This is a genomic window from Pseudomonas sp. TWRC1-2, from assembly GCF_049896685.1.
Lineage (GTDB): Bacteria > Pseudomonadota > Gammaproteobacteria > Pseudomonadales > Pseudomonadaceae > Aquipseudomonas.
The window spans coordinates 461,581-483,760 of record NZ_JAFCUU010000005.1; the positions used below are offsets into that span (position 1 = coordinate 461,581).

A 22,180-nucleotide genomic window follows, 5' to 3' on the forward strand; every position below is an offset into this window, starting at 1 on the left:
ACGCGGCAAGCGTTGCCACCCTGCAACACCAATGTGGGAGCGGGCTTGCTCGCGAAGGCGGGGTGTCAGTCGATGTATCTATTGACTGGTCCACCGCATTCGCGGGCAAGCCCGCTCCCACATTTTTGATCTTTGTTGTTTGTTAGACAGCGTCCCTGGGCAGCATCAGCCCCAACGGCAAACGCACCCGTGCTTCCAGGCCACCGTCCGGCCGGTTGCGCAGTTCAACATTGCCGCCATGCATTGAAGCAATCCGCCGCACAATCGCCAGCCCCAAGCCCGTGCCCTTGCCGCCCCGGGCACGGTCACCACGGGTGAACGGGTTGAAGATGCCTTCCAGTTCCGCCGGGTCGATCCCCGTACCGCGGTCCATCACACTCAACACCACATAAGGCGCAGTACTGTCGCCGGACACATACGCCGCCACTTCCACATCTGAACCGGCATGGTGCAAGGCGTTGCCAATGAGGTTGTTGAGCAGGCGTTTCATCGACACCCGCCGCAAGGCAAACGGCTGAATCGGCTCCAGGCGCATGCGCACCTGTTCGCCGTTCTGGTTGTAGGGCGCCACCACCTCGCGCACCAGGTCCGTCAGGTCGACTTCCTCGACCACTTCGTCGCGGCCATCACGGATAAACGCCAGGAACTGATCGAGAATCGCGTCCATGTCTTCGATGTCACGCACCATGTCATCCGTGAGGTCGTTATGGTTGCCCATCAACTCCAGGGACAATCGCAACCGTGTCAACGGTGTGCGCAGGTCGTGGGACACGCCCGCCAGCATCAACTCGCGTTCGCGCCCGGCCTGTTCAACGTCTTCCGCCATCTGGTTGAAGGCGCCATACACTTCGGTCATCTCACTGGGCGTATCGCTGACCGGCAGGCGCACACTGCGCCCCTGCCCCAGTTGGCGCGCGGCAAAGACCAGGCGTTTGAGTGGCTGGTTGAGCTGGCGCACGAAAATCCAGGCGGACGCCGTTGAAAGCAAGCCAATCGCCAGGAACCAGCCCAGCACGTTCCAGATCTTCTGTCCCCGCAACGGGTGCGGGTAAAGCGGCACTTTGATCCACGCGTCGCCCAGGCTCGGCGCCCTCACCCACAGCGCAGGCGAAACATGCATGCGCAATCGCACCTCGGTGTCGTCCCCGAGCTCAGCCTGCATCTGGCGCTGATAAATCTCGCTGTAGGGCCAATGCTGCTCGCCTTCAGGTACACCGGCACCGTCGACTCTAATCAGCGTCGATGCCTTGGCCACCTTTTCACGGTTTTCGGGATCGACGGCCCAATAGGCACGAAGCGTCAGGGCGACGCCGTGGCTGTACTGCCGATCCACCAGCACGTCTTCGTTCATCAACAGATAAACCAGCGTCAGTGCCTTGGAAAACAGAACGACGATCAGCACCAGCCAAAGGGTGCGGGAAAAGAAACTTTGCGGGAACCACAACGGGGTTTTCATAGGAAACGGCTGGACACCTTGCAGAAACGAGCGGCGCTCGCAGAATTGCAGACGCCGGGCATCCCGTTGACTCTCATGGAGTCAAACGACGGATGCCCGCGCCTGCAAATCATCGGTCACTTGGTTGCGGTGCCATCCGGCACGAACACATAACCCACACCCCACACCGTCTGGATATAGCGTGGCTTGGACGGGTCCGGCTCGATCATGCGGCGCAGACGGGAAATCTGCACGTCGATGGAGCGCTCCAGAGCATCCCACTCCCGGCCACGGGCCAGGTTCATCAGTTTGTCGCGCGTCAGCGGCTGGCGAGCGTTCATCACCAGGGCCTTTAGCACGGCGAACTCACCGGTGGTCAGCATGTGCACTTCTTCGCCACGCTTGAGCTCACGGGTTGCCAGCGACAGTTCATAGTCGCCAAAGGTGACGCTTTCGTCTTCGCTGCCTGGCGCGCCGGGTACCGGGGCTGCCTGACGGCGCAACACGGCTTTGACCCGGGCCATCAGCTCGTCCGGGTTGAACGGCTTGGCCAGGTAATCATCAGCGCCCAGCTCAAGGCCCTTGATGCGGCTCAGCTCATCGCCCTTGGCGGTAAGCATGATGATGGGAATCTGGTTGTTCGCACCGCGCAGGCGTTTGCAGGCGGTGAGGCCGTCTTCGCCGGGCAGCATCAGGTCGAGTACGACCAGATTGAACACTTCGCGCCCCAGCAGGCGGTCCATCTGCTCGGTGTTCGGCACCGCGCGGGCACGGTAGCCCTTGGAGTTGAAAAAACGCTCCAGCAGGCTGCTCAGCCCCGGATCGTCATCAACGATGAGAATTTTTTCGCCTTCAGCAGTTTGTGCAGTGCTGCTCATTAGATGCTCCTCTTATCTCGGCGCGCATTATGGCGTAGCTGCCGTTATACGCACCGTGTGCATTGTTAGCAGATTTTTCCTCTACCGCCAGCGAACGCGCGCCCTGCAACCTTCGGCGCAATCCCCCCCAGCTGCAGAACGCTGGTTATAATGCGCCGCCTTTGCGCTGAGCAATGTCAGACTTTACTGCTTGCTGCCTCGCTATTTTTTTACCGCGACGGGCAGCAATTTTCCGATTTCGAGGGTCAACAGGCTGCCTTTTGACCCAGGTAGCGGCGCCAGTCGGGCCGCTCAACCAGCCTTGCAACGCCTTGTTTTCCGGGCCTGCGAGCTGCTTTCAGAATTTCAGGTGGTTTTATGGACAGCATCAACAGCCGCATCGCCGAGGAACTCGGCGTACGCCCACAACAGGTCGAAGCGGCCGTCGCTCTACTGGATGAAGGCTCCACGGTGCCCTTCATCGCCCGTTACCGTAAAGAAGTGACCGGCAGCCTCGACGACATCCAGCTGCGGCACCTGGAAGAGCGCTTGCGCTACCTGCGAGAACTCGACGAACGGCGCATCAGCATCCTCGCCAGCATCGAGGAACAAGGCAAGCTGACCCCGCAACTGGAACGCGACATCAAACTCGCCGACACCAAGACCCGCCTCGAAGACCTTTACCTGCCGTACAAACAGAAGCGCCGCACCAAGGGCCAGATCGCCCTGGAAGCCGGCCTGGGTGACCTGGCGGACGGCCTGTTCAACGACCCGTCGCTGACCCCGGAAACCGAAGCCGCGCGCTTCATCAACGCCGAAAAAGGCGTCGCCGACGTCAAGGCGGCCCTCGAAGGCGCCAAGTACATCCTCATGGAGCGTTTTGCCGAAGACGCCAACTTGCTGGAAAAACTGCGTAACTATTTGAAACAGGAAGCCACCCTCAGCGCCCGCGTCATCGCCGGCAAAGAGGAGGAAGGCGCCAAGTTCCGCGACTATTTCGAGCACGACGAACCGCTCAAGAGCATGCCGTCGCACCGCGCACTGGCCATTTTCCGCGGCCGCAACGAAGGTATTCTCAGCTCCGCGCTGAAGGTCGGCGACGAGCTGCCGGGCACCATGCACCCGTGCGAAGGCATGATCGGTCAACAATTCGGCATTCAGAATCAGAACCGTCCGGCGGACAAGTGGCTAGGTGAAGTTGTGCGCTGGACCTGGAAGGTCAAGCTATACACCCACCTGGAAACCGACCTGCTCGGCGAGCTGCGCGACGGCGCCGAAACCGAAGCGATCAATGTTTTCGCCCACAACCTGCACGACCTGCTGCTGGCCGCGCCGGCCGGCCCGCGTGCGACCCTGGGCCTCGACCCGGGCCTGCGTACCGGCTGCAAAGTGGCCGTAGTCGACGCCACGGGCAAGCTGCTGGACCACGCCACCGTGTATCCGCACGTGCCGCACAACAAGTGGGACCAGACCCTCGCTATCCTCGCCGCGCTGTGTGCCAAGCACGCCGTGGACCTGATCGCCATCGGCAACGGCACCGCCAGCCGGGAAACCGACAAGCTGGCCGCCGAGCTGATCAAAAAATACCCAGCCATGAAAATGACCAAGGTCATGGTCTCCGAGGCCGGCGCGTCGGTGTACTCGGCGTCGGAACTGGCCTCCAAGGAATTCCCGGACCTCGACGTATCGATCCGTGGCGCCGTCTCCATTGCTCGCCGCCTGCAAGACCCGCTGGCCGAGCTGGTGAAGATCGACCCTAAATCCATCGGTGTCGGCCAGTACCAGCACGATGTGTCGCAGCTGAAACTGGCACGCGGTCTGGATGCGGTGGTGGAAGACTGCGTGAACAAGGTCGGCGTGGATGTGAACACTGCTTCGGTCGCGCTGCTGGCCCGTATTTCCGGCCTAAACTCCACGCTGGCGCAGAACATCGTCACCCACCGCGACGAAAACGGCGCGTTCAAAACCCGCGCTGCGCTGAAAAAAGTCGCACGCCTGGGCGAAAAAACCTTTGAACAGGCCGCCGGCTTCCTACGCGTAATGAACGGCGACAACCCGCTGGACGCTTCGGCGGTTCACCCGGAAGCCTACCCGCTGGTACAGCGCATTGCTGCCGAGACCGACCGCGACATCCGCTCGCTGATCGGCGACGCCGCGTTCCTCAAGCGCCTGGACCCAAAAAAGTACACCGACGAAACCTTCGGCGTGCCGACCATCACCGACATCCTGCAAGAGCTGGAAAAACCTGGCCGTGACCCGCGTCCCGAGTTCAAGACCGCCGAGTTCCAGGACGGCGTCGAAGACCTCAAGGACCTGCAACTGGGCATGATCCTCGAAGGCGTGGTCACCAACGTGACCAACTTCGGCGCGTTTGTGGACATCGGCGTGCATCAGGACGGTTTGGTGCATATCTCCGCGCTTTCGGAGAAGTTCATCAAAGACCCTCGCGAAGCGGTGAAAGCCGGTGATGTGGTCAAGGTCAAGGTCATGGAAGTCGACATTCCACGCAAACGCGTTGGCTTGTCGATGCGCATGAGCGACACCCCCGGCGAAAAAATAGACGGCGCCCGTGGCGCTCGCCCAGGCTCGGCGCCACGCCAGTCGCAGAACAACGCACCGCGCAAAGAAACCGCCACCGCAGCGCCTAGCAACAACGCGATGGCGTCGCTGTTCGCCAACGCCAAACAGTTGAAGAAACGCTGATGGAAATCCCGGCCGGTTTGACCCAGAGCGCGTTCAGCGAGCTGATCGGCTGTCGCCTGCAACGCCTGGACGAGGGCGTTGCCGAGGTGGCCCTGACCCTGGAGCCGCAGCTGCGCAACCGTGCAGGCAAGCTCCACGGCGGGGCGATTTTCAGCCTGGTGGACATCACCATGGGGCTGGCCTGTTCCAGCTCCCATGGCTTCGACCAGCAGAGCGCGACCATCGAGTGCAAAATCAACTATATCCGTGCCGTGTCCGACGGCGACGTGCTGTGCACCAGCCGTATTATCCACGCAGGTCGACGCACGTTGGTGGTTGAAGCAGAGGTGTATCAGGACGACAAACTGGTCGCAAAAGCACAAGGCACATTCGCTGTCCTATAGCTCCCCGCCCTCGATTTGAGTTAATTTCGGCGCTGCGACAACAGCGTCGGAATTTTCTTGCTGCGCTATAGCCCAATTCATGGAGTGAAGTAGGCTTTTTCAAAGCGGGTCAAATCGACTCAAAACCAGGCGATAACGCCAGTTTTAACTTCACCCTTGTAGACCGTCCTGCCCACCCCCATATTGGGGCGACTGACGCGTGAAGGAATCCAACTTGAGCGAACTTCTCAACCGCCGCCTGGCCCTGCTCGGCAAGCGCGAACACCTCTCCCTGCTAGAGCAATGCTTGCACGGCATCGAGCGCGAATGCCTACGCGTCACGGGTGAGGGTCGCCTGGCACAAACGCCGCACCCCGAAGCCCTGGGCGCCGCGTTGACCAACGAATTGATCACCACCGACTACTCGGAATCGCTGCTGGAGTTTATTACCCCAGCCCTGCCCAACCCGGCCGATACCCTGAGCAGCCTGGACAAGATCCATCGCTTTGCCTACAGCAAACTCGGTAACGAGTATCTGTGGAGCCCGTCGATGCCGTGCCCATTGCCGGCCGAGGAAGATATTCCGATTGCCTACTACGGCACCTCCAATATCGGCCAGCTCAAATACGTTTACCGCAAGGGCCTGGCCCTGCGTTACGGCAAGACCATGCAGTGCATCGCCGGCATTCACTACAACTTTTCCCTGCCGGAGCAGTTGTGGCCCTTGCTCAAGGAAACTGAAGGTTTCGTCGGCACCGACCGCGACTACCAGTCCACGGCCTACATCGCATTGATCCGTAATTTCCGTCGCTACAGCTGGCTGCTGATGTACCTGTTCGGTGCCTCGCCAGCGCTGGACGCCGGGTTCCTGCGCGGTCGCTCGCACCAGTTGGAAGTGCTGGACGCCGACACGCTGTACCTGCCGTACGCCACCAGCTTGCGCATGAGCGACCTGGGTTACCAGAGCAACGCCCAGGCCGGCCTCACGCCGTGCTACAACGATCTGGCCAGCTACACCGACAGCCTGCGCGAAGCGGTGGCAACGCCCTACGCGCCCTACGTCGAAGTCGGCACCCATAAGGACGGTGAGTGGGTTCAGCTCAACACCAACATCCTGCAGATCGAAAACGAGTACTACTCCAACATTCGCCCCAAGCGCGTGACCTACACCGGCGAGCGCCCCATCCAGGCGCTGGTGGCCCGTGGCATCCAGTACATCGAAGTGCGTTGCCTGGACATCAACCCGTTCCTGCCGATGGGTATCGACCTGCCGGAGTCGCGCTTCCTCGATGCGTTCCTGCTGTATTGCGCACTGAACGACAGCCCGCTGTTCGCCAACAACGAGTGCGGCAATGCCACCTCCAACTTCCTCAGCGTGGTCAAGGAAGGTCGCCGTCCGGGCCTGCAATTGCAGCGTCAGGGCCAGGCTGTGGATATGAAGGAATGGGCCACCGAGCTGCTGGAGCAGATTGCGCCGTTGGCGGCGTTGCTGGATCAGAGCCATGGTATTACCGAGCACAGCGAGGCGCTGGACGCTCAGCTGGCGAAGGTCAAGGATCCGTCCCTGACGCCGTCGGCCCAAGTGTTGGCAGCGATGGCCGAGCGCAAGGAAAGCTTTGCGCAATTCTCCCTGCACCAGAGCGAGGTGCACGCCGAGCATTTCCGTAAAGAGCCGCTGCCAGCCGACGAGCAGGCGCGTTTTGAAGAACTGGCGCGCACGTCGCTGGCGCAACAGGCGGAACTGGAGCAGAACGAGGTCGGCGACTTTGATGTGTTCGTCGGGTCGTACCAGGCGAGCATCCTGGCGATCAGTAACTAACTGAAGCCGAACCCGGCTCAACATGTGGGAGGGGGCTTGCCCCCGATAGCAGAGTGTCAGTCACCCATCAGTGACTGATCTACCGCCATCGGGGGCAAGCCCCCTCCCACATTTGCCCTCGTCTGATTGAATACGTGCGGTCACTCTTCTTCTAATAAGCTAATTCGAAAACGTTATTTATTTTCGAGTTCTTAGATCATTTAGTCTCCTCACACGCCGACCCTCGGCCGCCTGATTGAGGAGCTTCCCCTTGAAACTGCTTACCCCTCTGCGCCTCTTGGCTGCATTGTCCCTGGCCGGTGCCAGCCTGTTTGCCCAGGCGGCAGATGTCACCATCGCTTATCAAACCACCGTGGACCCGGCGAAAGTCGCCCAGGCCGACGGCGCGTACGAAAAAGCCACTAACGCCAAGATCGACTGGCGCAAATTCGACAATGGCGCCGACATCATCGCCGCCATCGCTTCCGGCGACGTGCAGATCGGCTACCTCGGTTCCAGCCCGCTGACCGCTGCTGTTACCCGCAAAGTCCCAGTGGAAACCTTCCTCGTCGCCACCCAGATCGGCGGCGCCGAAGCCTTGGTGGCGCGCAATGGTTCAGGGATCAACAGCCCGCAGGACCTGATCGGCAAAAAGATCGCCGTGCCATTCGTGTCCACCGGCCACTACAGCCTGTTGGCCGCGCTGAAGCACTGGAACATCGACCCTTCGAAAGTGACCATCCTCAACCTCGCGCCACCGGCCATCATCGCCGCCTGGAAGCGCGGTGACATCGACGCCACCTACGTGTGGGACCCCGCCCTGGGCGTGGCCAAGGAAAACGGCAAGGTGCTGATCACCTCCGGCGAACTGGCCAAGTTCGGCGCGCCGACTTTCGATGCGTGGATCGTGCGCAAAGACTTCGCCGAGAAGCACCCGGAAATCGTCACCGCTTTCGCCAAAGTCACGCTGGACGCCTACGCCGCATACCGCAAAGACCCACAAGCGTGGCTCGCCGACACAGGCAACGTCGACAAGCTTGTCAAGCTTTCCGGCGCCAAGGCCACTGATATCCCGCTGCTGCTGCAAGGCAACGTCTACCCGCTGGCCGCTGATCAGGTGACCCTGCTGGGCGCCCCGACCACCAAGGCTGTGACCGACACCGCCGCGTTTCTCAAGGAGCAAGGCAAGGTCGACGCCGTGCTGCCGGACTACGCCCCTTACGTCAGCGCCAAGTTCATCACTCACTGATTCAAGGAGTTCATTGCGATGGCCTTGCTACAACTGGAGCGCATCAGCGCACAGTACTCAGGCGCCACAGAACCGGTACTGTCTGATATTTCACTGGACCTTGGGCCCCAGCAATTGCTGGTGGCCCTCGGCCCGTCCGGCAGTGGCAAGACCTCGCTGTTGAACCTGATTGCCGGTTTCGTCGAACCCTCTGCCGGGCGCATCACCCTCGACGGCGTGCCGATCAAAGGCCCCAGCGCCGAGCGCGGCGTGGTGTTCCAGGACGACGCCTTGCTGCCCTGGCAGGACGTGTTGGCCAACGTCGGTTTCGGCCTTGAACTGGCCGGCGTGCCCAAGGCCCAGCGCGAAATCCGCGCCCGGGAAATGCTCGCGCTGGTCGACCTCGCCGGTTTCGACAGTCGCCGTATCTGGCAACTCTCCGGCGGCCAAAAGCAACGCGTGGGCCTGGCCCGCGCGCTGGCGGCCGACCCGCGTGTGCTGCTGATGGACGAACCCTTCGGCGCCCTCGATGCCTTCACCCGCGAACAGATGCAGGAGCTGCTGCTGCAAGTCTGGCGGCGCACAGCCAAGCCGGTGTTCCTGATCACCCATGACATCGAAGAGGCGGTGTTCCTCGCCACCGATTTGATCCTGTTGGCGCCCAACCCGGGCCAGATCGTCGAGCGTCTGCACCTGGACTTCGGCCAGCGCTACGCCGCCGGTGAGTCGGCGCGCGCGATCAAGTCCGACCCGCGCTTTATCGAAACCCGCGAGCACGTGCTGGGCAAAGTGTTCTCGCAACGGCAGGTGTCCGCATGAGCAGTTACGAACTCCCCGCCACCGCCGCCAAGCCGGTGGCTCACGCCGTTATTCCGGTGCGTCGTAGCCTGAGCACACGGTGGATCAGCGTGCTCACTTTGTTTGCCTTGTTGGCACTCTGGTGGGCGGTGACTGCCACCGGTTTGATCGAACCGCTGTTCCTGCCGCCACCGTCCGCCGTGCTGCAAAAAGGCTGGCTGCTGGCGACCACCGGCTACATGGATTCCACCTTGTGGCAGCACTTGGGCGCGAGCCTGCAGCGCATCGGCCTGGGCCTCGGCTTTGCGGTGCTGACCGCCGTGCCAGTGGGCATTGCCATCGGTGCCAACCGCATCGCGCGCGGCATTCTCGATCCGCTGATTGAGTTCTACCGGCCGATTCCACCGCTGGCTTATCTGCCGCTGATCGTGATCTGGTGCGGCATCGGCGAGCTGTCCAAGGTGCTGCTGATTTACCTCGCGATCTTCGCGCCTATCGCCATCGCCACCGCGACCGGCGTGCGCACCGTCGACCCGGCCAAGCTGCGGGCCGCGCAGTCGTTGGGCGCCACCCGTGCCCAATTGATTCGCCACGTGATCCTGCCCAGCGCCCTGCCCGACATCCTCACCGGTGTGCGCATCGGCCTGGGCGTGGGCTGGTCGACCTTGGTTGCGGCCGAGTTGATCGCCGCCACCAGCGGCCTGGGTTTTATGGTGCAGTCGGCGGCGCAGTTCCTGGTCACCGATGTGGTGGTGCTGGGGATTCTGGTGATCGCCCTGATCGCCTTCGCCATGGAAATGGGCCTGCGTGCCCTGCAGCGTAAATGGGTGCCCTGGCATGGCCAGGCACATTGAGTGAGAAGAGCATGAGCAGCCTGACCGTTACGCCATTAAGCACCGCCCTGGGCGCCCAGATCAGTGGCGTCGATATCACCCAGCCGCTGAACCTGGAACAGCGCGACGCCATCGAGCAGGCGTTGCTCACCCACTCGGTGCTGTTCTTCCGTGGACAAGCCGTCACCCCGCAGCAACAGGCGCGGTTCGCGGCAAATTTTGGCGACCTGCACATTCACCCGATTTACCCCAACGTGCCGGAGCAGCCCGAAGTGCTGATCCTGGATACCGCCGTGACCGACGTGCGTGACAATGCCGTATGGCACACCGACGTGACGTTCCTGCCCACGCCGGCCCTCGGCGCGGTGCTCAGCGCCAAGCTGCTGCCGGCGTTTGGTGGCGACACGTTGTGGGCCAGTGGCATTGCGGCGTATGACGCGCTGTCGGCGCCGTTCAAGCGCTTGCTCGACGGCCTGACCGCCACACACGACTTCACCAAATCCTTCCCGCTGGAGCGTTTTGGCAACACCGCCGAAGACCTGGCGCGCTGGGAAGAAACCCGCAAGAAAAACCCGCCGCTGTCGCACCCGGTAGTGCGCACGCACCCGGTGAGTGGGCGCAAGTCGCTGTTTGTCAGTGATGGGTTTACCACCAAGATCAATGAGCTGGAGCCGGCCGAAAGCGAAGCGATTCTCAAGCTGTTGTTTGCTCATGCGACACGGCCAGAGTTCACCATCCGCTGGCGCTGGCAGGAGAACGACGTAGCGTTCTGGGACAACCGCGTGACCCAGCATTACGCGGTCGATGACTACCGGCCGCAACGGCGGGTGATGCACCGCGCAACGATTCTGGGCGACGTGCCCTTTTAAGCCAGGCACGACCTTCATCGACTGACCCACCGCCATCGCGGGCAAGCCCGGCTCCCACAGTGATCGAGTCGTGGCGAATAAATTTGCCGCGCTGAAGAGCAAAAATGTGGGAGGGGGCTTGCCCCCGATAGCGCTGGGTCAGTCAACTTGTCACCTGGCTGACACCGCCATCGGGGGCAAGCCCCCTCCCACATTGACCCGGTGCTATCAGGTTATTAAGCGGTCGATGACTACCGGCCGCAGCGGCGAGTCGATTCTTGGGGTTTTGCCGTTCTAGCCGCCACACTGCACATCAAATGTGGGAGGGGGCTTGCCCCCGATAGCGCTGGGTCAGTCAACTGGTCAACTGACTGACACCGTCATCGGGGGCAAGCTCCCTCCCACACTGACCCGGTGCTATCAGGTTATTCAGCGGTCGATGGTTTTTCCCACAGGTTGATCCCGCCTTCCTGGGCAAACCGATCGATCTCCGCCAGTTCCTCGGCACTGAAGCTCAAGTTCTGCAGCGCTCCGACGTTTTCAATGATCTGCTCCGGCCGGCTTGCACCGATCAGCGCACTGGTCACCCGTGGGTCACGCAGGGTCCAGGCCAGCGCCAGTTGCGCCAGGCTCTGGCCGCGACGCTTGGCGATTTCATTCAGCGCGCGCACGTGGGCGATGTTGGCTTCGGACAAGTGCTTGGCCTGCAGCGAACCACCCCCTGGACGATTAACCCGCGCATCCGCCGGCACGCCGTTGAGGTACTTGTCGGTGAGCAAACCCTGGGCCAGCGGCGTGAACGCAATCACCCCGGCACCGAGTTCTTCGGTGGTGTCCAGCAGGTCTTTTTCCACCCAGCGGTTGAGCAGGTTGTAGGCCGGTTGGTGGATCAGCAACGGCACTTTCCATTCCTGGAGCAGCGCAGCCATCTCGCGGGTTTTCACGCCGGAATAAGACGAGATACCGATGTACAGCGCCTTGCCTTGTTGCACGGCAGTGGCGAGGGCGCTGGCGGTTTCTTCCAGCGGCGTGTCGGCATCAAAACGGTGGGAGTAGAAAATATCCACGTAGTCGACGCCCAGGCGTTGCAGGCTCTGGTCCAGGCTCGCCAATACGTATTTGCGCGAACCGCCGCCCTGGCCGTAAGGGCCGGGCCACATGTCCCAGCCGGCTTTGCTGGAGATGATCAGCTCGTCGCGATAGTGCTTGAAGTCTTCGCGCAGCAAACGGCCGAAGTTGATCTCGGCGCTGCCGTAGGGCGGGCCGTAATTGTTGGCCAGGTCGAAGTGGTTGATGCCCAGGTCGAACGCGGTGCGCAGCAACGCGCGCTGGGTGTCGATCGGGGTGCTGTCGCCAAAGTTGTGCCACAGCCCCAGGGACAGTGCAGGCAGCACCAATCCACTGCGGCCTACGCGGCGATAAGGGATAGATTCATAGCGGTTTTCGGCAGCAATGTACGTCATCGAATCCTCTCTGGGCTTAGGGCAAATAAGGCCTGGGAATAAGGTTATTCCCAGGCCTTTTAAGCCGCTGAATCGCTTAACTATGCCCGTCTCTTTTACAGCAATTTCCTACCAAAGTGGAACGACGTAGCTGACATAGAATCGGTTTTCATCTTGCACAGTGGCACCGGTAATGTCAGGGCTGGCGTGGGCATTTTTCCAGGTTACGCCCAGGCCCTTGAGGGTGCCGGTGGGTACTTGGTAGGCCACCGCGATGTTGCGTTCCCATTCGCTGCTGTCGCCCTGCGCAGTGCGGATGTCATCGCCGTGGGCATAGGCGGCAGAGAATGTCAGGCCGGTGAGGCCCAGCTTGCCGAAGTCATATTTGTACTGCGCCAGCCAGGTACGCTCGCCGGCGTGCTGGAATTTGTTCAGCTGCATGTTGGTCAGCGCCGGCGTGTCCGCACCTGAACCTGGGCCCTGGCGTGCGTCACCACTGTTCAGACCCGAATCCAGGTACGGGAAGTCGCTGTCGCCGCTGTTTTTCTGGATACCGAGGCCCACGGTATGGCCGTCCAGGCTGTAGCTCTCCAGCAAGCTGGCGGTGGTTTGGTTGATGCGGCCTTTGCTGGTGCCGTCACCGTAGAGGCCGGCCCCGGCGAAGTCTTTGTCGCCATCGGCGTTGGCGCCCACACCCAGGCTGCGGAACACGCGCACGTCGGTGTCGAATGCACCCACGGCCACCGCGTCATGACGTTTGGCACCGAGGAAGAACTGCTGGTAGTAATCCTCAAGGTTGGAATACCACAGGCTGACGGTGGTGTTCTGAATGCCGGTGTAGTCCGCACCGCCGAACAGGAAGCGGTCGCTTTCTTTGGTGCCACCGGCAGTGATCATGCCTTGGTCGCCGGTTTCGTTGCGGATCTTGGTCTTGAAGATATCGCCGCCGGTGAAGGTGAAATCGCTAAGGTCCTTGGACACCAGCTGCACGCCAGTGTTGGTCTGCTGGTACAGGCGCCCGTCGGTGTTGGCCAACACCGGGTTGTTGCCGTACAGCGTGCCCACGCGCAGCTCATCCTTGGCAAAGCGCATCTTGAACGTGGGGCTCAGCACGCCAAACTGGTCGGCGGATTTGCCGTCGTCCAACGGGAACATGCTGCCGGGGTAGCGGCCCTGGTGATCCTTGTCATTGAGGTCACCACCGGAATCCAGTTTCAAGCCATAGAAGGCCTGCAGATCAAGGCCAAAACCAACCGGCCCATCGGTGTAGCCCGACTTGAAGTTGAACTCGAAACCCTGGCCCCAATCACGAATGCTGTGGGCCTTGGCGTTGCTGTTCACCACATCACGCCCTTGCTGGTTGAGGTAGCGGTTGAGCAAGGTCACATCGGCGTGGCTGTCGTCGATAAAATCGGCGTGGGCGGACAGCATAAAGCTCGCCATGGCGACACCCACCACGGGGCTTATTAACGTCTTCATTGTTACCGGTCTCCGTCACTGTTCTGAAATGAAAGCGTCAAACGCTTCACACAATTACGCAGTGGCCAGATGACAGTTGCGCGTCAAAGCGCGGCTTCAACGAATGAAATTAAATTTAAGAAAGCCCCGTAGAACGGGGCTTTGCGGGCTTTTTTTGGTGAGAGGGAACTAGCGCACCAAGTGCAGGAACTGCAGGTGCCGCTCGTACTGGTCGAGGATGTCGTTGATGATCTGCTCCTTGGTGTAGCCCACCAGATCGTAGTCCTGACTGCCCTCGCTCAAGTGCACTTCCGCCCGGTAGTAACGGCGGTTGTTGAGCTGCTTGGAGCCCATGCCGCCGCGCGCAAACGACGGCGTGAAATAGCCACGCATCTGCACTTGATACACGAACGGATGCTCTTCGCCGTGGCCGATTTCCAGGCTGACGCTGTCGTTGGACGGGTCGGGCTGGGTGACGACGCTGAGGCCTTTTTCGACAAACACCGCCGTCACTTCTTCGATCGCCGGGCGCACGGTGGTTTCAAGGAACCGGTACACCTCATCGCGCGACGGAAAATGCACCGCCTGGCTCAAGCGCTGGCGCCAACCGCCGGTGCCCTTGCGTGAGCCCGATACCGGCGCCAGCGAATGCAACTGGGCAATCTGCTTTTGCGATTCGAGGTGGAACGCCTTGTGCAGCCCCCACATCATCAGCAGCAGGATCAGCGAGAACGGCAACGAGGTCAGCACCACCGCCGATTTGAGCGAATCGATGCTGCCGGCAAACAGCAAGGCACTGGTGACCAATGCAGTCATCGCGCCCCAGAACACACGCAGCCATTTCGGCCCGTCTTCATCGGCGTTACCGCCTTTGGACGACAAGGTCGACAGCACCACGGTGCCGGAGTCGGCCGAGGTGACGAAGAACACGAAGCTGATGAACACCGTGACCGCGATGACCGTCTTGCTCCACGGGTAGGTTTCCAGCAGCAAGTAAAGGCTCATCGACGGGTCATCGATGGCCGACTGGCCGAGGGCGGTCAAGCCGTGGTTGAGCACTTGGTCGATGGCGCTGTTGCCGAAGATCGACATCCACGCCAGGGTAAAGCCCAGCGGGATCAGCAGCACGCCGAACACGAACTCACGGATGGTGCGCCCGCGGGAAATACGTGCGATGAACAGGCCCACGAACGGCGACCATGCAATCCACCAGGCCCAGTAGAACACCGTCCAACCGCCTAGCCAGTCGCTGGGTTTGTCGTAGGCGTACACATCGAAACTCTTGGTCGGCAAGGCGCCGAGGTAGTCGCCGACGTTCTGGATCAGGGTGTTGAGCAAGTGCTGGGTGGGCCCGGCGAACAACACAAACAGCAGCAGTGCGCAGGCCAGCAGCATGTTGATGTCGGACATCACCCGCACGCCCTTGTCGACACCGGAAACGGCGACGAGGATCGCGGCGCCCATCATCAGCGTGATCAGGCCGACCTGTATCCATTGGGTGTGGGCAATGCCGAACAGGTAATCCAGCCCGGAATTGAGGTGCAACACGCCAAAGCCCATGTCGGCGCCCAGTCCAAACACGGTGGCGATGATGCCGAAGCCATCCACTGCGTAGCCGATGGGGCCGTTGATGCGTTTGCCGATCAGCGGGTACAGCGCCGAGCGCAGCGCCAGCGGCAGGTTATGCCGGTAGGCGAAATACGCCAGGGCCATGCCAACAAACGCGAACACGCCCCAGCCGTGCAGGCCCCAGTGCAGAAACAGGATCTGCATGGCCTGGCGCGCGGCATCGGCGTTCATCGGCGCGCCTTGAGGCGGCTGCACCAAGTGCGTCAGCGGCTCGGACACGCAGAAGAAGAACAGCGTGATGCTGATCCCGGCGGCGAACAGCATGCCGGCCCAGGACAGGTAACTGAATTCGGGCTCGTCGTGGTCGGCACCGAGTTTTATCTTGCCGTAGCCCGATAGCGCGGTGACCACCACGAAGACCAGATACAGCGTCATCGCGAGCATGTAGTACCAGCCGACCGTGTTGGCCGCCCAGTTTTGCGCAGCCAGCAGCCAGGCACCGGCCTGTTGCGGGATAGCGATGACGGTGATGCCAAATAGCAGGATGAAACTGGCGGCAAAGTAGAAAACGGGCGCATTCATGCGCACCATGCCGCTGGATGGGGTGGACGATGCACTCATGAACGATGCACCCCTAGGGTGTGGGATGTGGCTGTAAATAACGGACTCAGCAAAGGTAAGCCTCCTGTTGTGAGCGGGCAGCGAACCACCGGTTTAACTTGAACGAACATTCAAGTTAAACATGAATAAGCGGTTTGGGACTAATCGCAGGGCTGAGTGGTAGGTCATTCCTACACTAGCTCAGGGATTGGTATGACGGGTGCGCGAGGTAAATCGTTCAGCGATTTCGGGGAGAAACCTTCTCGGATTTGCAATGCGATCCAATGTGGGAGCTGGCTTGCCTGCGATGGCGGTGGGTCAGCAACACGTCTGTCGCCTGATACACCGCTATCGCAGGCAAGCCAGCTCCCACCTTCGATCAGCGCGTGGCTCAAAAACTATTTCTGCGCCCCATCCTCATGCTGCAAATTCGCCTGCGTGATATTCGCCCCCGCCGGCACACTGCGGGTCAGCCACACGTTGCCGCCAATCGTCGAGCCCTTGCCGATGGTGATTCGCCCCAGGATCGTCGCCCCGGCGTAGATCACCACATCATCTTCAACAATCGGATGGCGTGGATGGCCCTTCTGCAACTGCCCGTCCTCATCTGCCGGGAAGCGCTTGGCGCCCAACGTCACTGCCTGATAAATGCGCACCCGCTCGCCGATGATCGCGGTTTCGCCAATCACCACACCCGTCCCATGATCGATAAAGAAACTCGGGCCGATCTGCGCGCCAGGGTGAATGTCGATACCCGTGGCCGAGTGCGCGATCTCCGCGCTGATCCGCGCCAGCAGCGGCAGCCCGGCGCGGTACAGATGGTGCGCCAGGCGATGGTGAATCACCGCCAGAATCCCCGGATAGCACAACAGCACTTCATCCACACTGCGCGCGGCGGGGTCGCCGTGGTAGGCGGCCAGCACGTCGGTGTCCAGCAGGCTGCGCAGCGACGGCAGGGCCAGGGCAAAATCCTGGATCAGACGGATCGCCAGGGCATCGACCTCGCCGTCATCCTTGCCGCCCTGGCGTGCGGCGTAGCGCAGCTCCAGGCGCGCCTGGCCGAGCAGGGCATTCAAGGCGACGTCGAGGGTGTGGCCGACGTAAAAGTCTTCACTTTCCTCACGCAAGTCCACCGGCCCCAGGCGCATCGGGAACAACGCGCCGCACAGCGACTCAAGAATCTGCGCCACGGCCTCGCGCGACGGCAATTCGCGGCCGCCGTGCTCGCCACTCAAGCGGCCATTGCGCGTTCGCCACTGGTCCCGGGCGCTACGCAGCTGGCTGACGATGGTCTGCAATTGCCAATGGCTGGAACGCTCACTCACGGTATTCACTCCTGACGAATTGCCCATCACTTTACGGTATGCACCCAGACGGCCCTTAAGAACCAATGGTGTGATGCTAAGAACTAACCGACATAAGCGATTGGCGGTTGCCGGTTGAAAAGTGCCTGCCTATAGTCGCCCCATCACTTAGCCACTGTGCGTCGCCATGATCAAACAACAGCTAGACCGTTTTAACCGCCTGGACCTGCTGGGCGGTGCCACTGCCCTGGAAAAACTCGAGCGGCTGTCGACCTGGCTGGGCAGGGACATTTACGTCAAGCGCGATGACACCACGCCACTGGCCATGGGCGGCAACAAGCTGCGCAAACTCGAATACCTGGCAGCCGATGCCCTCGCTCAAGGCGCCGACACCCTGGTGACCGCCGGCGCGATCCAGTCCAACCATGTGCGCCAGACTGCTGCGCTGGCCGCCAAGTTGGGCCTGGGTTGCGTGGCACTGCTGGAGAACCCGACCGGCACCGAAGACCCGAACTACCTGGGCAACGGCAATCGCCTGTTGCTGGAGCTGTTTGACGCCAAGGTGGAACTGGTCGAAAACCTCGACAACGTTGACGACCAACTCAATGCCCTCGCCGATCGCCTGCGCAGCAACGGCAAGAAGCCGTACCTTGTGCCTATCGGCGGTTCGAATGCACTTGGGGCGCTGGGTTACGTGCGCGCCGGGCTGGAGCTAGCCGGGCAGATCGAAGCCAGCGGCATTGAGTTCGCCGCCGTGGTACTCGCCTCCGGCAGTGCGGGCACCCACAGTGGCCTCGCCCTGGCGTTGAGCGAAGTGCTGCCAAATTTGCCGGTGGTGGGCATTACCGTGTCGCGCACCGAGCAAGCTCAGTTCCCGAAAGTGCAGAGCCTGGCCGAACGCACCGCCGAGTTGCTCGGCGTGGGCGTGCCCGACGCATTCAAAGTGATCCTGTGGGACGAATATTTCGGCCCGCGCTACGGCGAACCGAACGCCGGCACCCTGGCCGCGGTCAAGTTACTGGCAAGCCAGGAAGGCCTTCTGCTGGACCCGGTGTATACGGGCAAGGCCATGGCCGGCTTGCTCGATGGCATCGGTCGCCAGCGGTTTGAGGACGGGCCGATTATTTTCCTGCACACCGGCGGAGCGCCGGCGTTGTTTGCGTATGACTCCGTGTTTAGCTGAATAAACACGGATCAAAATGTGGGAGCTGGCTTGCCTGCGATAGCGGTCAGGCAGCTACAAAAGTGTTGGCTGATACACCGCTATCGCGGGCAAGCCCGCTCCCACATTGGATTGATTGCATATTCTAAAAACGCATAACAAATTAGATTTATATTATTTTCAAGTCTTAGAAACTGGCTTTATAGTCGCGCCGAAGGCGAAGACGCGCTTCGCGCTTTAAGGCAGGATACGACTACTGCGTCACCTGCTTCGCTCAACATAAAAAACACAGGGGCTGTTCATGACTATTTCTGTATTCCGTCGCACGTTGCTGGTTGGCACATTGGGCTTGGCACTCGGGGCTGGTCTGATGGGCCAAGCCATCGCTGGTGAGCAGCTGGACACCATCAAGAAGGCCGGCGAGATCAAGATCGGCCTGGAAGGCACCTACCCGCCGTTCAGCTTCGTCGATGAAAGCGGCAAGCTCAGCGGTTTCGAAGTCGAGCTGTCCGAAGCGCTGGCCAAAGAGCTGGGCGTCAAGGTCAAGCTGCAAGCCACACCGTGGGACGGCATCCTCGCGGCCCTGGAATCCAAGCGCCTGGACGCCGTGGTCAACCAAGTGACCATCTCCGAAGAGCGCAAGAAGAAGTACGACTTCTCCAAGCCTTACACCGTTTCCGGTATCCAGGCGCTGGTGCTGAAGAAAAACGTCGACGCCATCAAAACCGCCGACGACTTGGCCGGCAAGAAAGTCGGCGTAGGCCTGGGCACCAACTACGAACAATGGCTCAAGGACAACCAACCCAAAGCCATCATCAAGACCTACAACGATGACCCTACCAAGTTCCAGGACCTGCGGATCGGGCGCATTGACGCCATCCTGATCGACCGTCTGGCCGCGCTGGAATACGCCAAGAAAGCCCCGGACACTGCTGCCGCCGGTGATGCTTTCTCCCGTCAGGAAGCCGGCATTGCACTGCGCAAAGGCGAGCCTGAACTGCTCGACGCCGTGAACAAGGCCCTCGACAAACTGCGTGCCGACGGCACCTTGAAGAAGCTGTCCGAGAAATACTTCAACGCTGACGTCACTCAATAATGGAAGCAGGTTTCCAACTCGCTCTGGACTCCGCGCCCTTTCTGCTCAAGGGCGCGTACTACACGGTGATTCTTAGCCTCGGCGGGATGTTTTTCGGCTTGCTGCTGGGCTTTGGCCTGGCCTTGATGCGTTTGTCGCGCTTCAAGTTGGTCAGTTGGATCGCCCGCGTCTACGTGTCGTTCTTTCGCGGCACGCCCTTGCTGGTGCAGCTGTTCCTGATCTACTACGGCTTACCGCAAGTGGGCATCGAGCTGGACCCGATCCCGGCCGCCATGATTGGCTTTTCGCTGAACATGGCGGCTTATGCCTGTGAAATCCTGCGCGCCGCCATCAGCTCCATCGAGCGCGGCCAATGGGAAGCCGCAGCCAGTATCGGCATGACCCGCGCGCAGACCCTGCGCCGGGCCATCCTGCCGCAGGCCATGCGCACGGCCTTGCCGCCATTGGGCAACAGCTTTATTTCGCTGGTAAAAGACACCGCGCTGGCCGCGACCATCCAGGTGCCCGAGCTGTTCCGCCAGGCCCAATTGGTGTCTGCGCGCACCTTCGAAATTTTCACCATGTACCTCTCCGCTGCCCTGATCTACTGGATACTGGCAAGCATCCTGGCGCATTTTCAGAACCGCCTGGAAGACCGGGTCAACCGGCATGACCTGGAGTCTTGAAGCATGATCGTGGTTGAAAAACTGACCAAACAATTCAAGGGTCAGGTGGTACTCAACGGGATCGACCTTGAGGTCAAGGAAGGCGAAGTTGTCGCCATCATTGGCCCCAGTGGTTCCGGCAAGACCACCTTTCTGCGCTGCCTGAACTTCCTCGAAGAACCCACCAGCGGTCGCATCAAGGTGGGTGACATCGAGATCGACAGCAGCAAGCCGCTCAACCAGCAGCAAGGCCTGGTGCGGCGCTTGCGCCAGCACGTGGGTTTTGTGTTCCAGAACTTCAACCTGTTCCCGCACCGCACCGCGCTGGAAAACGTCATCGAAGGCCCGATGGTGGTCAAGAAGATGCCTCGCGAAGCAGCCACCGAACTGGGCCGCGCGCTGCTGGCCAGGGTCGGTCTGGCGGGCAAGGAAGGGTCTTACCCGCGGCGCTTGTCCGGTGGCCAGCAACAGCGCGTGGCAATCGCCCGTGCGTTGGCCATGGAGCCGGAGGTGATTCTGTTTGACGAACCCACCTCGGCACTCGACCCGGAGCTGGTTGGTGAAGTACTGGCGACCATCCGCAGCCTGGCCGAAGAAAACCGCACCATGGTCATCGTCACCCACGAAATGAGCTTCGCCCGGGATGTGGCCAACCGGGTGATCTTCTTCGACAAGGGCGTGATCGTCGAACAGGGCGAAGCCAAGGCGCTGTTTGCCAACCCCAAGGAAGAACGCACCAAGCAGTTCCTGAGCAAGTTTCTGGCCCACTGACACCCCGAAAAACCTAGGTGGGCGCTGGCTTGCCTGCGATGCAGGCACCTCGGTGTGTCAGTCACACCGCAGCGATGCTATTGCAGGCAAGCCAGCGCCCACCTAAGCGCGTTCCTACATAAAATCCTCGCGATAACGAATAAAACGCACCGCCGCACCCACCTTAAAATCCCCCGCCTCGTCAGCTCTTTCTGAATCTGCTCCAACCCGCCGTTTAGCCCTTTGCCGCCATTGACGCCCGCCGGCCAACCCTCTTATCTAGGGCCCAGAGGATTGGATCCTATCCCGGCTATTCACTGAATCGTTCCTTTCGGCACCCGGCGCACACTCGCGCCACGGGCGCCGGAACGATTGCTGCTGGCTGCATCAAGGAGATGACTTATGACGCGCACTGCACCCTCGGCCATGCTTACCGCCCCGACGTTGCCCCAGGCTAATCGATACGGTATCAACGCCCTCGCCGCCGCCCAACTGCAGGTGGATATCGCCCCCTACCCCGGCATGGAGGAAGGCGACCTGATCGAGCTGTTCTGGAATAACTGCTTTGCCGACTCCCGGCGCGTGAGCGCGTGCAGAATCGGCACCCCCACCCGCCTGCGCATCCCGCAAAGCTTCGTGCAGGATGGCTCGGCGCAGATTCACTATCAGGTCATGCAAATCGGCCACGGCCCGGCCCGTTCGGCGGTCACGCACGTGCGGGTCAAGACCTGCCCACCCGGCGGCCAGCCGTCGCCCCTGTTCAACGACGAAAACCAGAACCTTGCCCCCGTCAGCCTGCCCGACATGATCCGCCGCTACGGCATCAACGGTAGTCAGGTGCGACGCGGCATTCCGCTGAGCATCGAGCCGTACGCGCATATGGCCACCGGCGACGCCATCACCCTGCGCTGGGGCGACGTGCGTCTGGACCTGCCGACGATCCAGGCCAAAGACGTCGGTCTGACGGTGCAGGTGTGGGTGCCCTCTGCGGTGATTGTCGAAGCGGGCGACGACTGCCGGCTGGACGTGACGTACTGCATTCTGGATCGCGTCGGCAATAATTCGCGCTGGGCGCCCGCGCGCACGTTGAACATCGCCGCCTGCTCGGCGCAGGCGCCGGCCCGCCCGGCCGGGGCCACATCGACCTATCAACCACGTCAGCCCGGTTCTCCCTGCGAACCTGGGTAACAGACCTTCTATGCATATTCCTAAAAGTTAGTTTATTTAAAAATTTAACACGCTTAGGGTATATGCACCGGACCACCGGACATCTCTGATTTTTCTGTTTTTATT

The 22,180-nt window shown here is 61.1% G+C and carries 18 protein-coding genes; 12 read left to right on the plus strand and 6 right to left on the minus strand.

The features are described 5' to 3' along the window. Positions 1-142: 142 nt before the first annotated feature. Positions 143-1,456, minus strand: a complete 1,314-nt coding sequence (locus ACP7B3_RS17440; RefSeq protein WP_145159800.1) for an ATP-binding protein — start codon at positions 1,454-1,456, stop codon at positions 143-145. A gap of 116 nt (positions 1,457-1,572) precedes the next feature. Next, positions 1,573-2,313: a two-component system response regulator OmpR gene (ompR, locus tag ACP7B3_RS17445; protein WP_053255745.1), complete on the minus strand. Its 741-nt coding sequence runs from the start codon at positions 2,311-2,313 to the stop codon at positions 1,573-1,575. Positions 2,314-2,670: 357 nt separating this feature from the next. On the opposite strand from ompR, the gene ACP7B3_RS17450 reads away from it, so the two are divergent. The 7 genes from ACP7B3_RS17450 to tauD all read left to right on the plus strand — a co-directional run bounded on the left by ACP7B3_RS17450 (position 2,671) and on the right by tauD (position 10,883). Next, positions 2,671-4,995: a Tex family protein gene (locus tag ACP7B3_RS17450; protein ID WP_119738198.1), complete on the plus strand. Its 2,325-nt coding sequence runs from the start codon at positions 2,671-2,673 to the stop codon at positions 4,993-4,995. After that, positions 4,995-5,378: a PaaI family thioesterase gene (locus ACP7B3_RS17455; RefSeq protein ID WP_404486337.1), complete on the plus strand. Its 384-nt coding sequence runs from the start codon at positions 4,995-4,997 to the stop codon at positions 5,376-5,378. Before ACP7B3_RS17450 ends, ACP7B3_RS17455 begins: the two co-directional genes overlap by 1 nt. Before the next feature lie 214 nt (positions 5,379-5,592). Beyond that, positions 5,593-7,176, plus strand: a complete 1,584-nt coding sequence (gene gshA / locus ACP7B3_RS17460) for a glutamate--cysteine ligase (protein ID WP_426179857.1) — start codon at positions 5,593-5,595, stop codon at positions 7,174-7,176. Between the two features lie 250 nt (positions 7,177-7,426). After that, the gene (gene tauA, locus ACP7B3_RS17465; protein ID WP_426179859.1) at positions 7,427-8,404 is read left to right on the plus strand and encodes a taurine ABC transporter substrate-binding protein; all 978 of its coding nucleotides are present in this window, start codon (positions 7,427-7,429) and stop codon (positions 8,402-8,404) included. A gap of 18 nt (positions 8,405-8,422) precedes the next feature. Next, the gene (gene tauB, locus ACP7B3_RS17470) at positions 8,423-9,202 is read left to right on the plus strand and encodes a taurine ABC transporter ATP-binding subunit (RefSeq protein ID WP_426179861.1); all 780 of its coding nucleotides are present in this window, start codon (positions 8,423-8,425) and stop codon (positions 9,200-9,202) included. Further along, on the plus strand, positions 9,199-10,035 hold the full coding sequence (gene tauC / locus ACP7B3_RS17475; protein WP_145159790.1) for a taurine ABC transporter permease TauC: 837 nt from the start codon (positions 9,199-9,201) through the stop codon (positions 10,033-10,035). Before tauB ends, tauC begins: the two co-directional genes overlap by 4 nt. Before the next feature lie 11 nt (positions 10,036-10,046). Then, positions 10,047-10,883 (plus strand): taurine dioxygenase, encoded by an 837-nt coding sequence (gene tauD, locus ACP7B3_RS17480; RefSeq protein WP_426179863.1) that lies wholly within the window; start codon positions 10,047-10,049, stop codon positions 10,881-10,883. Positions 10,884-11,287: 404 nt separating this feature from the next. On the opposite strand, the gene mgrA is transcribed toward tauD, so the two are convergent. From mgrA to epsC, 4 genes are all read right to left on the minus strand, one after another. Beyond that, positions 11,288-12,325 carry an L-glyceraldehyde 3-phosphate reductase gene (gene mgrA, locus ACP7B3_RS17485; RefSeq protein ID WP_145159786.1) on the minus strand — a complete coding sequence of 346 codons (1,038 nt, stop codon included), beginning with the start codon at positions 12,323-12,325 and terminating at the stop codon, positions 11,288-11,290. Positions 12,326-12,433: 108 nt separating this feature from the next. Further along, entirely contained in the window at positions 12,434-13,783 is a 1,350-nt protein-coding gene (locus ACP7B3_RS17490) for an OprD family outer membrane porin (protein WP_426179866.1), read from the minus strand. A 168-nt stretch (positions 13,784-13,951) separates the two neighbouring features. Further along, complete coding sequence (gene betT / locus ACP7B3_RS17495) at positions 13,952-15,913, minus strand: choline transporter BetT (protein WP_426179948.1); 1,962 nt, start codon at positions 15,911-15,913, stop codon at positions 13,952-13,954. Positions 15,914-16,329: 416 nt separating this feature from the next. After that, positions 16,330-17,256 (minus strand): serine O-acetyltransferase EpsC, encoded by a 927-nt coding sequence (epsC, locus tag ACP7B3_RS17500; RefSeq protein WP_242201411.1) that lies wholly within the window; start codon positions 17,254-17,256, stop codon positions 16,330-16,332. 166 nt (positions 17,257-17,422) lie between these two features. Here epsC and ACP7B3_RS17505 point away from each other — a divergent pair, with 166 nt between their 5' ends. The 5 genes from ACP7B3_RS17505 (at position 17,423) to ACP7B3_RS17525 (ending at position 22,075) form a co-directional block, all read left to right on the plus strand. After that, entirely contained in the window at positions 17,423-18,418 is a 996-nt protein-coding gene (locus ACP7B3_RS17505; RefSeq protein WP_426179868.1) for a D-cysteine desulfhydrase, read from the plus strand. Between the two features lie 280 nt (positions 18,419-18,698). After that, positions 18,699-19,493 (plus strand): cystine ABC transporter substrate-binding protein, encoded by a 795-nt coding sequence (gene tcyJ / locus ACP7B3_RS17510; protein ID WP_145159776.1) that lies wholly within the window; start codon positions 18,699-18,701, stop codon positions 19,491-19,493. Then, positions 19,493-20,158 (plus strand): cystine ABC transporter permease, encoded by a 666-nt coding sequence (tcyL, locus tag ACP7B3_RS17515; protein ID WP_106577395.1) that lies wholly within the window; start codon positions 19,493-19,495, stop codon positions 20,156-20,158. Before tcyJ ends, tcyL begins: the two co-directional genes overlap by 1 nt. Before the next feature lie 3 nt (positions 20,159-20,161). Next, positions 20,162-20,908 carry an L-cystine ABC transporter ATP-binding protein TcyN gene (gene tcyN / locus ACP7B3_RS17520; RefSeq protein ID WP_242201414.1) on the plus strand — a complete coding sequence of 249 codons (747 nt, stop codon included), beginning with the start codon at positions 20,162-20,164 and terminating at the stop codon, positions 20,906-20,908. A gap of 381 nt (positions 20,909-21,289) precedes the next feature. Beyond that, positions 21,290-22,075, plus strand: a complete 786-nt coding sequence (locus tag ACP7B3_RS17525; RefSeq protein WP_426179871.1) for a hypothetical protein — start codon at positions 21,290-21,292, stop codon at positions 22,073-22,075. Positions 22,076-22,180: the final 105 nt, after the last annotated feature.